Annotated in this window: 12 protein-coding genes; 4 read left to right on the top strand and 8 right to left on the bottom strand. The window is 40.4% G+C overall.

Annotated elements, in window-relative coordinates:
- Positions 1–179: 179 nt before the first annotated feature.
- On the top strand, positions 180–2612 hold the full coding sequence (locus RTX25_RS13020; RefSeq protein WP_312654346.1) for a transglycosylase domain-containing protein: 2433 nt from the start codon (positions 180–182) through the stop codon (positions 2610–2612).
- 146 nt (positions 2613–2758) lie between these two features.
- Entirely contained in the window at positions 2759–4093 is a 1335-nt protein-coding gene (gene mgtE / locus RTX25_RS13015; protein ID WP_312654345.1) for a magnesium transporter, read from the top strand.
- A 72-nt stretch (positions 4094–4165) separates the two neighbouring features.
- On the opposite strand, the gene RTX25_RS13010 is transcribed toward mgtE, so the two are convergent.
- Positions 4166–4807 carry a lactate utilization protein gene (locus RTX25_RS13010; protein ID WP_312654344.1) on the bottom strand — a complete coding sequence of 214 codons (642 nt, stop codon included), beginning with the start codon at positions 4805–4807 and terminating at the stop codon, positions 4166–4168.
- Between the two features lie 140 nt (positions 4808–4947).
- Here RTX25_RS13010 and yaaA point away from each other — a divergent pair, with 140 nt between their 5' ends.
- Positions 4948–5700, top strand: a complete 753-nt coding sequence (yaaA, locus tag RTX25_RS13005) for a peroxide stress protein YaaA (RefSeq protein WP_312654343.1) — start codon at positions 4948–4950, stop codon at positions 5698–5700.
- Between the two features lie 52 nt (positions 5701–5752).
- Here the strand turns inward: yaaA and hemW are convergent, their stop codons facing one another.
- The 3 genes from hemW to RTX25_RS12990 all read right to left on the bottom strand — a co-directional run bounded on the left by hemW (position 5753) and on the right by RTX25_RS12990 (position 9330).
- On the bottom strand, positions 5753–6883 hold the full coding sequence (hemW, locus tag RTX25_RS13000; RefSeq protein ID WP_312654342.1) for a radical SAM family heme chaperone HemW: 1131 nt from the start codon (positions 6881–6883) through the stop codon (positions 5753–5755).
- A gap of 9 nt (positions 6884–6892) precedes the next feature.
- Entirely contained in the window at positions 6893–8695 is a 1803-nt protein-coding gene (gene lepA / locus RTX25_RS12995) for a translation elongation factor 4 (RefSeq protein WP_312654341.1), read from the bottom strand.
- 467 nt (positions 8696–9162) lie between these two features.
- Positions 9163–9330 (bottom strand): hypothetical protein, encoded by a 168-nt coding sequence (locus tag RTX25_RS12990; protein ID WP_312654340.1) that lies wholly within the window; start codon positions 9328–9330, stop codon positions 9163–9165.
- A 269-nt stretch (positions 9331–9599) separates the two neighbouring features.
- Here RTX25_RS12990 and rpsT point away from each other — a divergent pair, with 269 nt between their 5' ends.
- Positions 9600–9863, top strand: a complete 264-nt coding sequence (rpsT, locus tag RTX25_RS12985) for a 30S ribosomal protein S20 (protein ID WP_312654339.1) — start codon at positions 9600–9602, stop codon at positions 9861–9863.
- Between the two features lie 91 nt (positions 9864–9954).
- Here rpsT and holA read toward each other — a convergent pair whose 3' ends face one another.
- From holA to RTX25_RS12965, 4 genes are all read right to left on the bottom strand, one after another.
- A complete protein-coding gene (holA, locus tag RTX25_RS12980) occupies positions 9955–11001 on the bottom strand; it encodes a DNA polymerase III subunit delta (protein ID WP_312654338.1) in 1047 nt (348 codons plus the stop codon).
- Entirely contained in the window at positions 11001–12611 is a 1611-nt protein-coding gene (locus tag RTX25_RS12975; RefSeq protein WP_312654337.1) for a ComEC/Rec2 family competence protein, read from the bottom strand. The genes holA and RTX25_RS12975 overlap by 1 nt, the downstream gene beginning before the upstream one ends.
- Positions 12599–13183, bottom strand: a complete 585-nt coding sequence (locus tag RTX25_RS12970) for a sigma-70 family RNA polymerase sigma factor (RefSeq protein ID WP_312654336.1) — start codon at positions 13181–13183, stop codon at positions 12599–12601. Before RTX25_RS12970 ends, RTX25_RS12975 begins: the two co-directional genes overlap by 13 nt.
- A gap of 469 nt (positions 13184–13652) precedes the next feature.
- The gene (locus RTX25_RS12965) at positions 13653–14972 is read right to left on the bottom strand and encodes a peptidoglycan DD-metalloendopeptidase family protein (protein ID WP_312654335.1); all 1320 of its coding nucleotides are present in this window, start codon (positions 14970–14972) and stop codon (positions 13653–13655) included.
- Positions 14973–15150: the final 178 nt, after the last annotated feature.

The raw sequence follows: 15150 nt of genomic DNA, 5'->3' as shown, positions 1-15150 counted from the left end.
GGACAACAGAAAGGAGCCGTTATAAAACCAGGTTACCTAGTTTTGCAACGACTCCTTTTATGTTATAATACATAGAGTAAATTTTTTACGGAGGTAAAAAGATGGTAAACAAACCCAATGTAAGAAAGAATGGTAGAACCAGTTCTTTCACTGTTTTCGCTAAATTTATGAAGTTCTTAATGATTGCAATAATAGTCTCAACTATGGTCGGTGGATTTTATGTGGCTAAGATCGTGCTGGAGATTGCAGAAGAGGCACCTGAAGTCAGCACCAGCCGTTTCCTTTCCCTTAACGAACCCAGTATCATCATGGATAACGAAGGTAACCAGATGGATCTTATTCATACGGATGAAGTGCGTTTCCCTCTTGCTCTCTCAGAGATGGGCGATAACATCAAAGATGCATTCATTTCTATAGAAGATGAAAGATTCTACAAGCATAAAGGTGTAGATTATAGAAGAACCATCGGTGTCACTGTGCGTGATGTAGTCGGTCAGATTACCGGAAACCGTGACATGCAAGGTGGTTCAACCTTAACTCAGCAGATGATCAAGAACACTTTCTTATCGAGAGAACAGAAATACGAACGTAAGATCAAAGAAATATTTATGGCCTTGCATGCCGAAAAGAGTCTGACCAAAGATCAGATACTGGAAACCTATCTGAACAGCATTTTCCTCGGTGGTCGTGCTAATGGAGTCGAAGCTGCCGCAAGACAGTACTTCAATAAGTCCGCTAAGGATCTCAGTGTTGTAGAAGCGGCATACATTGCCGGCACCACCCAGAGCCCTACAAGGTTCTATGCCTTTTCAGAAAGCTCACTGGCTGATCCTGAAAAGTACATCACCAGAACGAAACTCGTATTAAATGCCATGCTCGACAACGAAAAAATCAGTAAAGAAGATCACAAAAAGTATGTGGATGAACTAAATCTTGCACTCAAGACTGATGAGGAAAAAGAGCAGATGGTTGCTGAACTAGACGCCAAGCTTGCCGCTCAGCAGATCACTGCTGAAGAGCATTCCAGTACTATGAATAAGCTCGAAAGAGGCCTTGACTTTAAGCAGACAAGTATTGTATCTGATAAATACAATTATGAATATTTCACACGACCCGTAATCGATCAGGTCACACAGGACCTGAAAGAACAGAAGGGATATACAGACGAGGAAGTATCCGAGCTGCTTTCCTATGGCGGTCTCATCATTCATTCTACTATGGATAGAGATGCTCAGGAATTTGCTCAGGCAACCCTAGCAGATTTTCTGAATATCAATGCTGAATACATGGATAAATATGAAGTGTTTGACCGAGGAAAAGGCCAAACAGTCGTCAAAGAAGATAGAAAAGAAGCGGAAGCCGCATTTGCAGCTGTGGATTACCGAACAGGTCAGGTCAAAGTGCTCATCGGTGGTCGAAGTACTGAAATACCTTCAACTCCAAACCGTGCTTTCTATTCCCCTACCTTCGCTCTCCGCTATCTGAGACCTGTCGGTTCAACGACTAAGCCACTTACGATTTATGGACCTGCATTGGAGACAGGAGCTATCACCTTAGGTACTTCTGCTGTGGATAAACAGATCAATAAGCGTGCGGATGCTGAAATGCATAAGGCCGTTGCAGGTGATAGAGATGACTGGCCGAATAACGTAAATTTCAAATATACCGGCTATACTTCAATCAGAAAAGCAATTGTCAACTCCTACAATACCGTTTCTGCAAGGACATATTATGCGCTAGGCGCTGACAGACTGAACATATCAAGCAGCTTCGCGAAAAAGTTCGGTATAAAGGTTACCGATGATCTGACTGCATTAGGTAAAGGAACAGCAACCTTTGCAATCGGTTCAAACTTCCAGATGAATGAAGATGGCGGTAATCCGCTGATACTGGCAGGTGCTTACGGTGCATTCGGAAACAGCGGTATCGTTACTGAAAACGTACTGTACACTAAAGTAACGGACAGCTCAGGAAATCTGATTCTGGAGAATATACCGAAATCAGAACAGGTTATTTCCGCTCAGAACGCTTATCTTCTCTATGATGTCATGAAGGACATCGTAAAGAACAATGTGCCAAGAACCAGACTGACTGCGATGCCTATCGCAGGTAAGACAGGTACTGCAACGACAAATACAGAGAACCTCGCAACGGATCTCTGGTTTGCAGGGCTCTCCCCTTACTACTCAGCTTCCATCTGGATCGGTTCAGACAAACCAAGTCCGATTCTGAAACCTGGTTCAAATGCTAGAGTAAACTCCTACATCACACAGACAGCATATGGTAAGATCATGCAGTATCTCCATGAAGGACATGAAGTGAAAGACATTTCCAAGCCATCAGGCATCACTACAGCTTCATTCTGTATGGAATCCGGAGGAATACCTAATGAACAGTGTTATATTGCAGGAACCGTAGCAACGGACCTGTTCGTAACTGGAACAACCCCAAAAGAAGTATGTGATGTTCACACTTATACTCCTCCAGTAATTGATCCGATTCCAGAATTGCCTGCTCAGCCTACTTTACCTGTTATACCACCTGTTATACCACCTGTCACACCACCTGGAAACAACGGTAATGGTAACGGCAATGGCGGCGGCAACAATTAGACAGACCTTTCCAATATCATAAAACGAAATTCCCGTCATAGGATAATATTGCTATGACGGGTTTTTATATGAACCAGAACTATCTCAGAACCCTAATTTATAGGTATAATTAGTTATTGATTAACATAGTACAGGCAGGTGTCAAAATGGATAAAGAAAAACAGCTGATCGAATATATTCTACATGCATCAATTGATGAGATACTTGAAAACATCGACGAACTTCATCCTCTCGACTTTCTTGAAGCGCTTCAGGATTACGACGGAAACCCTTTTGACCTGCTTCAGAAGCTTCCTGACGAATATATCGCTATGGTCATAGATGAGTCTGAGATTGATGAAAAGTATAATCTTTTATCGATTTTTTCTCAGAATCAGAAACAGGAAATCATATCATACATGTCTTCTGATGAACTTGCAGATATGCTTGGCACCATTGATGAAGATAAGCAGCAGAATATTCTTGACGCTATGGAAGAAGAGCATAGGGAAGAAATGCGCGAACTTCTCTCCTTCAATCCTGAAACAGCAGGTGGTATTATGGCCACCGAGTTCATTTCTGTGAAGGAATATATGACTATTGATGACACCCTGATTTTTTTGAGAGCGATCTCCCCTAATGCGGAAACCCCTTACTATATATATGTACTTGATGATTCTGATGTGCTGAAAGGAATTGTTCCGATCCGGGCGATTCTTACTTCTCATCCTGATGTCGTTCTAAAGGATGTCATGATCGAGCATATTGCTACAATCCCTGTTAACATGGATCAGGAGGAAGTATCCAATATTTTCCAGAAGTATGGCTATATGGCTATGCCTGTAGTGAATGAAGAACATATCATGCTCGGTATCATCACTGTGGATGACATAATGGAAGTTCTCTCTGATGAACATACCGAAGATATGTACCGTCTTGCAGGGCTTGATGAAGAAGAGGAAATAGACGGCAGTGTGGCGGATTCCATCAGAAGCAGATTACCCTGGCTTCTTGTGAATCTTCTTACCGCAGTCCTTGCTTCTGCGACAGTCAGCCTCTTTGATGCCACTATTGCAAAGGTTGTGTCCCTTGCAGTATTCATGCCCCTTGTAACCGGTATGGGTGGCAATGCCGGTACACAGACGATGACACTTATGATAAGAGGTATTGCTCTTGGAGAGATTTCCTATGAAAATAAGAAGGACATCCTGAAAAAGGAATTTCTGGTAGGGGTTATTCATGGAGCTGCTCTTGGCAGTGTTGTAGCACTTCTTGGCGGTCTTTGGGAAGGCAGCTGGATTTTCGGTCTCGTTATCGGAGTTGCCATGTTTCTTAATATGGTTGTTGCTGCACTTTCCGGTTTCTTTGTACCGAATATTCTCAAGAAGATCAACATTGATCCTGCACTGGCTTCAGGAGTATTGGTCACAACCATGACCGATGTTTTAGGTTTCTTCTTCTTCCTTGGTTTTGCCACGATTCTCCTTAACTATCTGATCTAGTATCCATAACAGCAAGAAAAAACTGGAGCACTCTTTCTGATGATGAATCAGAAAGGTGCTCCAGTTTTCGTTTTAATATCCCAATGAGAATGGCAGTATGATTACCTCTATCCTATCCTTGACTCCCTGTCTTTTGATGAGCGTATATTCACTGCAGATCCGATCTGAAGATCGGCAGTCCATACAGTCTCCTTTCCTCACGCAGGGTGTGTCCCTATTCAGTCTGACATTGTTTGCAGGTGCAGCAGTTGATTTCACTCTACTGATCGCATCGTCTAAACTGGTGACGATTTTATTAATCCCCACAATGACGAACACTTTATCTGGACCATATAGTAAAGCGGCAACACGATTTCCGAAATGATCCACATTATACAGGTACCCATCCAGGGTTACTGCATTGGACGAAGTGAAGTAGTAATCAGCAGAAAAGCTCCTTCTGAACACTTCTTTCTTCCCCTCTGCAGTCAGCCCTTCCTCATATCGGTCAAAGAATTCCACATTCCGATTTCGGATATAATCAATGAGATCAAGTTCAAAAAGTGTCTGAGACCCGCCCACGGAAACCTTGCTTCCATCTGTAACGGTCATATCAAGATAGGAAAGAAGCTCTTCCTTAGTCTTCAGATAGGTGCCTTTCATATTGTTCCTGTCCAGATTCCTTATCAGTGTACTGATTTTCTCCTCATAGATTTTCTGTAAATTCTGATCCATCATTCTTCCCCCTGAAATCTTCTTGTATAAATTATATCTCATCCCAAACCGTAATAAAACCACCTGAAATTTTGATTTTCAAAATTTCCATAATTAAATATGATACAATCTAATTATAGAAATCACTTTTGGAGGTACTCATGATTGCAATTGTCTCACCTTCTAAAACCATGAAGGAAGAAAATGTCACCATAAAAACAACTAAGCCAAAATTTACCGAAGACACGAAAATTCTTGCTGACGACATGAAAAAGTACAATATCCAGGATCTGGAAAAACTCATGCATATCAGCAAAGACCTTGCGACACTAAACTATGAAAGATTCCAGAATTTTGGTAAGGCAAAAGCCTATCCCGCCTTATACCTTTTCAGAGGTGATGTATTCAGGGGAATTGATGCCGATACACTTAAAGAAGGTGATATTTCCTATCTGAACAGTCATCTGAGGATTCTCTCCGGTCTTTATGGCATACTCAGACCGCTTGATAAAATCAGACCTTACCGTCTTGAAATGGGCACAGGGCATAAAAACGAGCGCGGCAAGGATCTATATGCTTTCTGGGGCAGTAAAGTCAAAGAATATCTGGAAAAAGAAGCTAAGGATAATATCCTTATCAACCTTGCCTCAAAAGAATACAGCAAAGTCATCCGTCAGAAAGATATCGATCTGGACGTGTATGATATAGAATTCAGAGAAAAAAAGAACAGCAGATACCCTATCGTTGCCTATTATGCAAAAACTGCACGTGGTGAGATGGCAAGATATATGGCTGTAAACAATGTAACAGAAGTGGAAGAACTTAAAGGCTTCAATTACAGCGGATACTCATTTAATGAGACCCTGTCCAAAGACAGAGTTCTTGTCTTCACCAGGTCCCAGCACGCAGAATAAATAATCCCGTAGCTTATGATTTTCATCATTTCGCTACGGGATTTATTTGTGATCAGGTACTTAGCAGGAAATCACTTAATACATGATTGGAAAACTCTACACCCTTATCGGTGAATCTCAGATACTCATCTGTATCGACGAGCAGTCCATCTTCAATATGCTTTTGGATCACTTCTTCATAGAGACTTTCCATAGTGACATGGAAACGCTCAATAAATCTTTTCTTCTCGATACCTTTGAGCAGCCTCATGCCCATGAACACAAATTCCTCAACATCTTCCTCAAATGAATTCTGATGTTCGCGGACGGAGGCAGAGCCTTCTTCTTCCATTCTGCGGATATATCCTTCAACGGTACGGACATTTTCCTGACGTTCTCCATTCAGATACTCATGTGCGGAAGTTCCGCACCCAGCATAATCACGTCCTTCCCAGTACCGGATGTTATGCTGGCACTTCTTTCCTTGCAGAGCGTAGTTAGAGATCTCATATCGCTCATACCCGCCTTCCTGGAGTGTACTGATGACCAAGGCGTTCATTACTCGCTCAGTTTCCTCGTCTGGAAGATTCAGCTCGTTCTTCTTATGCTTATAATAAAACGGTGTAAATTCTTCTATGATCAGAGAATAGCACGAGATATGATCCGGTTTGAGATCCAGTACATCATCAAGTGTTTTCTTTAAGATGGTGACATTTTCATTGGGCAGACCATAGATGATATCCACATTGATGTTGTCAAAACCCATACCTCTTAGCATAAGATAATTCTTTCTGAATTCGTTGAATGTATGAATCCTTCCGATATCCATGAGGATATGATCATTAGAAGACTGGAGTCCAATAGAAAGACGATTTATGCCCATGCTTTTGATCACACGCGCCTTCTCTTCTGTCAGATTTCCCGGATTGCATTCCATGGTGAATTCATACTCTTGTGTCAGTTTAAGGCCTTTCAGAGAATCTGAAAGAACGCCTAATTCTTCTGCGGACAGAAAGGAGGGCGTTCCTCCACCGATAAATACTGTATCAAATACTTTATCTTTTGTCTTCAATCGGATTTCTTTATCCAGCGTTTTCAGATAAGGCTCTACATATTTTTCCTTTCCGGAATAGGATGCAAAGTCGCAGTAAAAGCATTTCTGTGCACAGAAAGGAATATGAATATATAAACCATAAGTTTTCAATGTTTTCACCTACTCAACTTTCAGGACGCTCATAAATGCCTCTTGAGGCACCTCCACCGAACCTACTTGCCTCATACGTTTCTTTCCTTCTTTCTGCTTTTCAAGCAGCTTTTTCTTTCTCGTGATGTCTCCACCATAGCATTTTGCGAGAACGTCTTTTCTCATGGCTTTAACAGTCTCTCTCGCGATGACCTTAGAGCCGATAGCTGCCTGAATCGGAATCTCAAACATGTGTCTTGGAATGACTTCCTTCAGTTTTTCTGCAATGTTCCGTCCTTTGACGTAAGCTCTGTCCTCAGGTACGATCATGGATAGTGCATCTACAATTTCACTGTTGAGTAGTATGTCCAGTTTGACGAGCTTGGTTTTCTGGTAGCCTGCCAGTTCATAGTCAAGTGAAGCATACCCTCTGGTTCTTGACTTCAAAGTGTCGAAGAAATCATAGATAATTTCGTTAAGGGGCACAATGTAGGTGACAACAGCTCTTGTCTGCTCTACAAACTCCATGCTCACATAGACCCCTCTTCTTGACTGACAAAGATCCATAACAGCACCGACATAGTCTGAAGGTGTGATGATTGAAGCTTTTACAATGGGCTCTTCCATGAAGTCAATCTCAGTCGGTGCCGGCATATTCGTCGGATTTGTAATCTGAACTGATGTACCATCTGTTTTAAATACGTTGTAGATAACCGATGGTGCAGTCGTAATAATCGGAATATCAAATTCCCGCTCGATTCTTTCCTGTATGATTTCCATATGAAGAAGTCCGAGGAATCCGCAACGGAATCCGAATCCCAGAGCAATGGAAGATTCATATTCGAAGTCAAGTGCGGCATCATTGATCTGAAGCTTCTCCAGAGCTTCCTTAAGCTCCTCATAGTCAGCTCCATCAACAGGGTAAATTCCGCTGTAAACCATAGGAATCGCTTTCTTGTAGCCAGGCAGTGCCTGAGTCGCAGGATTTTTTGCGGTTGTAACCGTATCTCCTACTCTTGCATCTCTGACATTCTTTATACTTCCTGTGATGTAGCCAACATCTCCTGCCTTAAGTTCGCTGACGGGGAGGTATTCAGGTACAAATACGCCAACTTCCGTTACTTCATATTCCTTCCCTGTTGCCATGAACTTAACTTTCGTACCAGGTCTGATGGTTCCTTCCTTGATTCTCACAAAAGATACAACGCCCTTGTATGAATCATATGTGGAGTCAAATATCAGGGCTCTTAACGTTCCATCCTCATCTCCTTCTGGAGCTGGGATATGTTCTACTATACCTTCAAGAACGTCAATGATATTCAGCCCGGTTTTGGCGGATATTTTAGGACAGTTTTCCGCTTCCAGTCCGATGACATCCTCTATTTCCTTAACGACTTCATCCACTCGGGCTGAAGCCAGATCGATTTTATTGATTACAGGCAGTATTTCAAGATTATTATCTACAGCCAGATAACAGTTTGCCAGGGTCTGAGCCTGAACTCCTTGGGTTGCATCCACAACCAGAATAGCACCTTCGCAAGCCTGCAGACTTCTAGAGACTTCATAGTTGAAATCTACATGACCGGGTGTATCTATAAGATTGAGGACATAATCGCCATCCTCTCTTTTATAAATCAGTCTCACTGCTTTAGATTTTATTGTAATACCTCTTTCCTGTTCCAGATCCATACTATCCAGTACCTGTTTATCCATCTCTCTATGAGACAGTGTACCGGTATATTCTATGAGCCTGTCGGCTAAAGTGGATTTTCCATGATCGATATGTGCAACAATGGAAAAATTCCTAATTTTCTTTTGTCTTTCACTCTGCATTACTTTCACCTCTTAACTTTTTCCCACATTATATTATAACATAGGATGGTCAATACGGAATTTTATTTCGCTTAATCATGGAATAAGTATAACCGATTAATTCCTTACATGACATAGAATGCTGTGAATCTTTTAAGACTCAAGCAATCACTCTTTCTCGAACTAATTTATTCTAGTTGAATACTTTCCCTCCCTCAGTGATGATATTCTGTCCGGTAATATAGTTAGAACCTTCTGAAGCTAAAAAACACTAGTTCTTGAACATTCTCTGGTTTCTGTATCTTCCCCCATAAGATTCCTTCCGCGAACTCGTCAAAAGCTTCCCCCTTTTCTGAGCCCTTGTGCTCCATCATCTTACGATCTTATCTGTCTACATAAAAATCACAACTATACCTGGATATTATGATTTACCGTGTTTTATACTGAGCAACCTCTTAGCAGCTATCTGAGCCCCCCATAACCGAGAATTAAGAGGGATAATATATGCCAAGCAGTTCAAAACTTTCCAGTTCTCTACTAGTGCATGCATTAATGACATTGCCTCCATTTTCCTCCTTCTTCATTTCATTTGCCGAGACCTGTATACCGTAAACCACACCTTTAATATTGATATCAAATGCTTCATCCATGAGCACAGACTCTCTTCCTGTTTTGCTTTACTAGAGTAAGTTCCACATAATTGTCACTAACCGGAACTTAAAAAATAACTTAGGGGGGCAACATCACAGTTTTCCATTTCTCTCCTAATATAATATATTTTAATTATGCTTGAATCTCTAATGCCAGAATGATATAATACCAATGTTAAAGACTCGCAAGCATATTTCCCCAAATTGCTAGAGTTAACCCTTTAGGTAATATTGAAAAATTATATTACTGAAAAATAATTGGAGGGGGTGAAATAGTGGCAAATATAAAATCAGCAAAAAAGAGAATTAAGGTAACACAGGCCAAGACACTTAGAAACAAAATGGTTAAATCTGCACTCAAGACTTCTATAAAGAAGTATGAAACTGCACTTAATGCAGGTTCTGCAGACGAAGCTAAGGTACTTCTGGTTTCTGCAATTAGATCCATAGATATGGCTGCATCTAAGGGAATAATTCATAAGAACGTTGCTTCAAGAAAGAAGTCCAGACTTACACTTAGATTCAATAAATTAGCATAATTGACACCCGAGAGTAGAGAAATCTCTACTGCTCGGGTTTTTGCTTAACAGAAGGACCACACAGCTGTGTGGTCCTTAACGCATATAACATTTACTTTGCGTCTCTTGCATTTACGATGGACAGAATCATCATCTCAAGCAGTGACATCGTCTCCACTGATGTGGTCTTTAAAATAAACTCATGATCCAGAAGTGCTTTAAACAGTTTCTGGTATTCACTGAATGAAACAGCTCCTGCAATTTTAATCATTCTATCCGCATACCATGCACTTCCCGTTCTCAGCTGTTTCATGATTTCCTGTTTGGCTGCATTCTTCTCGATAAGTATCCTGATTTTGAAGAGCAGTCTCAGTCTCGATCCGATGAGCCCTATGACCATCTCCGCCTTTTCTCCCCGATAAATTAGATCATTCACAAGGTTAAGAATATCCCTGATATTTCTGCCCAGTCCTCTTTCGGTGAATATCAGATCAAGGAGATTCATGACATGTCGTTCATCAGAAACTTCAATCATGGTGAGAACATCTTCTTTTCTGATCTCACGTCCATCAGTATATGCAATGAGCTTATCAATTTCTTTTTCCAGCTGTAGAGAGTTCCCTTTAAATACTTCACTAATAAATGGCGGTATGGTCTTGCTGATCTCAATGCCTTTTTCTGCAAAAAGCGATTCTATGAGCCCTACCATTCCTTTTGGTTTCAGCGAGTCAATCCCTTCAATGATACTCAAGCTGCTGATTTTCTTTTTCAGATTATCAAGATAGAAATTCTTCTTGCTGAGTTCATTTTCATACTTATAATATCCCACAAAGTATAAATCTTCTCGTGGATCAGCCAGATACCCTTCTATAAGCTCTCTCATGGGCGAAGAGGGACTGCCGTCCATAAAGTGACAGTTAGACACTTCCACCAGAATATCCTCACTGAACATGGAATACGTTGATATGGCGTTCTGTATGTCTTCATATGTACAGCGATTACCGTCAAGTCTGATATGACTGAGAGAATCTTCTTCTTTAATGACATGTTTTCTGATTTCATCTCTGACCTGAAAAATCAGCTGTTCATCTTGTGCATATAGAAAATATGCTTTTTTCTGACCTTTCTTCGCGATTTCTCTTAACTCTAAATAATCCACTATCTTACCCTCATTATCCTTTCACCGAAAAAAATAAACCCTTTTACCAGCATCACACCGCCGTGATACTTCAGATCCCTTTCAAGGAAGAGCTCCTCACCATCTATATAGATATGAGGCACCTGCCTGTCCTTATCTGCTGGTTTAAGCACAATCTTTCGCTTGTCAACCAGGACCGTCTGTTCTTTCCGAAGAGGGATGAATCCGCCTTCGGCTACTCTATAATCCATAATATCATAATTACTGAAATTATGGGTTATCCGTATATATGGATAACCGAATTTATTGTAGATTTTCAAAGAACTTCCCCAAGGCAGGCTCACAGATAAAAGAAGGAGTGTAATGAATACGGCTCTTTTATAGGCACGCTTAAAGTAAAATACCGACGTTATGGCCAGATACGGGACATAATTATAGATGAGGTGTGATAGATCGATGCTCAGAACATAGCTTCCCATAAAGCCGGCAAGATGTCCTGCAAGGGTAAAGAACACTTCAATAAACGGGAGTATGGCAGCACAAAGTAATGGAATCTTCATCAGAAGTATACCCATGAAAGAAAGGTATGTCACTATCGTATAAACAGGTACAAGGAACATATTCCCTAAAAAAACACCGAGTGAAAAATCGGGTGAAAAAGAAAGAATGAGCGGTAAAGATAGAGACAGCGCCGCAAACGTCAGGGAAAATGACTTCATCATAAAAGCAGGCAAACCATGCATATACTTCATTATCGATTCATGGAAAAGAATGATGCCAAGCGTCGAAAGGTAGGTTAGCAGAAATCCGGTTTTGAAAATGATATACGGGCTGAGAAAAACCTGTATGAACATCGCAAAGAATAATCCTGTAACCGGATCCACATCTTTTCTGAAATAAAAAGCCAGGGTTCTGTGAGCGAGGGTAAGTATGGTTCTGTAACCAGGAATACTGTCGATGAAGAACGCATATGCTCCTAGAAGTATCACCCGACTTCTCCCAAGCTTTAACTTTTTAAGTGCCATATCCAGAAGACCAAAATGAAAGCCGGAAATGGAGAGCACATGCATAATACCCATGGATCTCATATCCCTGAGCCGCTTCGCATCTACATCATCATTATGCCCAAGAACCAGTGAAGCCATTAGCCTCCCCTGATCGTAACCATAGGTATCGATCGCTTCTTCAATCAGAGTCTTTTTCAGGTCTTTCAGTTTTGTCACGACATCTTCATGTACTGACGGATTGATCAGTGTGAGTCTGCCGACATATCCGTTATTCCCGTAAGGTAAGGGTTCAAGAAGGAAATGCGCTGTTATGATATTTCCGGGTTTCAGAAACAGTTCACCGATCTGAATCTCATAACGTCGGAACCCGTCTCTCACTACAGCAGTCCTCTGATATACGGCGGTAACTCTAACCTGAGATGGAACAACCGGCATGTAATATAATTCCAGGGATAGACAGGCAAGTAATGGTGCAGTAATAAGTACAGTGAGCAGTCTTCTCTTGCATTTTGCTATGATGGGTATGAAAAGACATAATATCAGAAACAGAATCAGAGCAGAATCAGCAGACAGCAGATAGATACTGATCATGAAAAACAGTACAGTGACCGCTAATATATGCACTCTTGATTTTCCATGAGGCTAAGAAGCTTCTTCCTCGCTCTTTTCTCTTCTCTGGAGACATAAACCTGAGATTTATTGATTTTATCCCCGATCTCCTGCTGGGACAGATCATCAAAATAACGATATCGGAGTATTTTCTTCTGAATCGGCGTTACCTGTTCAAGCAGATTCTCCACTAATAGTTTATTATGGGTTTCTTTCAGGTGATTCCACTCATCGTCCCCCTCTCCACGATCATTACGGATATATTCCATGATTTCTTCATGACATTCCATCACATATCCTTCACTGTTCCTAAGATGAATCGAAGATATACTGATTTCCCTTCTAGAATGCTCTTCATAGATTCTCTGAACCTCACCTCGAATCAGATAATAGGCGTACGTGACAAATTTGTTCCCCATTTCAGGTTTGAAATTTTTGACCGCCTTAAGCAGACCCAGACATCCTGCCTGAAATACATCCTCCATATCTGACGGATTCGAAGATGCATAATAATAGTCCTTTATGATTTTGTAGATCAGCGCTTTGTTGCACTCAATGATTTCCTCCTCAGCGTCCTTGTCACCCATTCTTATTCTCTCGATAATTTCTTCGTTACAGTAGATATGAATCAGCTCCTTTCAAACCGTATGACCTAAAATTACAGGTTATTACGGAATTCCACAAGAAGATTCAATCGACAGTGTAACAATATATGATCTATATTGCATATTTCATTAAAAAAATCGCAGATTCATATTAAATTCTTTAAAAGCATCATTTTCGTCAATTATTTATCAATATTTACATCGATAAACAATTCATCTCATATACTTGATATTTATTTTGCCATTCTTTTATTGATTATAATTAAATTAGCATATATTAATATCTATTAATAATATTAATTATAGATACTTCAATTTTCTTCAGTTCATTTCTTTATTCAACTTCAAATATCCAGTTAACTTTGACGAAAACTATATTCCCAGAAAATCTGAATATTTTTTTGCCATTTCGCTAAACATAAAAAAGAGAGCCGAAGCTCTCTTTGAAATGTTATTTTACATAATTGACCGGGTTCTGATGAACACCATTTACTCTTATTTCAAAGTGAAGATGTGGACCAGTACTTGAACCGGTGGAACCGATATATCCGATTGTCTGACCTCTACCAACTGTCTGCCCGTTCTTCACCGCAAAACCGCTTAGATGAGCATATAGTGAGGCAATTCCGTTTCCATGATCAACGATGATGTAATTTCCATAACTTGAGTTGTAGGTTCTTACAATAACTGTTCCAGCCTTTGTTGATCCTACTGCTGCACCCATCGGTGCTGCATAATCTACTCCTCTATGCATCTGTCTTCTGCCAGAAATTGGATGAATACGATACCCGTAAGGTGAGCTGATTCTTCCACCTACCGGTCTGACAAAACCGCCTGATGACACAGGTGCGCTCGCAGCTGGCTTCTGATTCTTACCTGCATTAGCCTTGGCTCTTGCTTCTGCTTCTCTTCTTGCTTTTTCCTGAGCTGCCCGGATGACTCTTTGAACTTCTTCTTCAAGCTTCTCATTTTCTTCCATGATGTCGCCGATAGCATCTGCTATTTCATGTTCTTCCTGAGTCATATTGGCGAGAAGATTTTTCTTTGATTCTTCCAGATTTCTCTGTTCAGCCAGTTTGCTTTCAACGCTTGATTTCTCAGAAAGCAGTGATGCTTTTTCGTTTTCAAGAGATACCTTTTCGGTATCAAGTTTAGCTTTTATTGTTTCTGATTCTGCTTTATTCGCTTCCAGTTCAGCTCTCTTTGTCTCAAGGTCAACTATGATTCCATCAATAATTGCCATGACTTCTCTGTCTTTCTCAGCCATTTTTTCAATGAACATCAGTCTTTCTGTAAAGTCGACAATACTTGTTGACTGCATTAATGTAAAGATCATGCTGCCGAAAGAATTAAATTTATATGCTGAACGTACTCTTTCTGAAAGTATATCTTCCTGCTTGGTCAGTTCTTCTTCCTGACCTCTGATCTCATTGATCTGTGTTACAATTCCCGCTTCCAGTTCCCCGATTTTAAGGACCATAGCTTCTATATCTTTCGCTTTCTGTGTGATACCAGATTCTTTTGCGGCGATGTTACCGCTAAGCTTATCTATCTCACCTGAAAGCTGATTGATGTTGCCTATAATTTTTGACACTTCAGAACTAACGGCATTCTTCTTCTGCTGAACATCCTTCTTTTCACTGGATAGTTCATTGATTTTGCTGTTGTTCTGGTTGATTTTATTCTTATACTTACTTGTATCGGTGGCATAAACATTAACGGATGTTACAATTAACAGCGCTGCGACAATACTTGTAATTTTCTTTTTCATAATTCCCTCCTGTTTCCATAAAGTCATTTTACACTATCTTCATGGAAAAATTAAGGTATATTAATAAGTTTCACATTTACATATAATACCAGTTTGTAATAATGTAATAGTCTAATTATTTGAATTTACTGAATATTATCTATGAAATCCTCTCTAATATAACGTATTGAATATTCTG

It is taken from the genome of Proteiniclasticum sp., assembly GCF_032054185.1.
In the GTDB taxonomy this organism is placed as follows: Bacteria; Bacillota; Clostridia; order Clostridiales; family Clostridiaceae; genus Proteiniclasticum.
The sequence above is the reverse complement of the archived record's forward strand: the minus strand, read 5'-3'. Positions and strand labels throughout refer to the sequence as shown.

Bases quoted from the DNA above. Each gene is read 5' to 3' on its own strand.
- lepA (WP_312654341.1), bottom strand. From the start codon at position 8,695: ATGCAGAGTGAAAGACAAAAGAAAATTAGGAATTTTTCCATTGTTGCA.
- RTX25_RS13010 (WP_312654344.1), bottom strand. From the start codon at position 4,807: ATGGATCAGAATTTACAGAAAATCTATGAGGAGAAAATCAGTACACTG.
- yaaA (WP_312654343.1), top strand. From the start codon at position 4,948: ATGATTGCAATTGTCTCACCTTCTAAAACCATGAAGGAAGAAAATGTC.
- RTX25_RS12965 (WP_312654335.1), bottom strand. From the start codon at position 14,972: ATGAAAAAGAAAATTACAAGTATTGTCGCAGCGCTGTTAATTGTAACA.
- RTX25_RS12970 (WP_312654336.1), bottom strand. From the start codon at position 13,183: ATGGGTGACAAGGACGCTGAGGAGGAAATCATTGAGTGCAACAAAGCG.
- RTX25_RS13020 (WP_312654346.1), top strand. From the start codon at position 180: ATGATTGCAATAATAGTCTCAACTATGGTCGGTGGATTTTATGTGGCT.
- mgtE (WP_312654345.1), top strand. From the start codon at position 2,759: ATGGATAAAGAAAAACAGCTGATCGAATATATTCTACATGCATCAATT.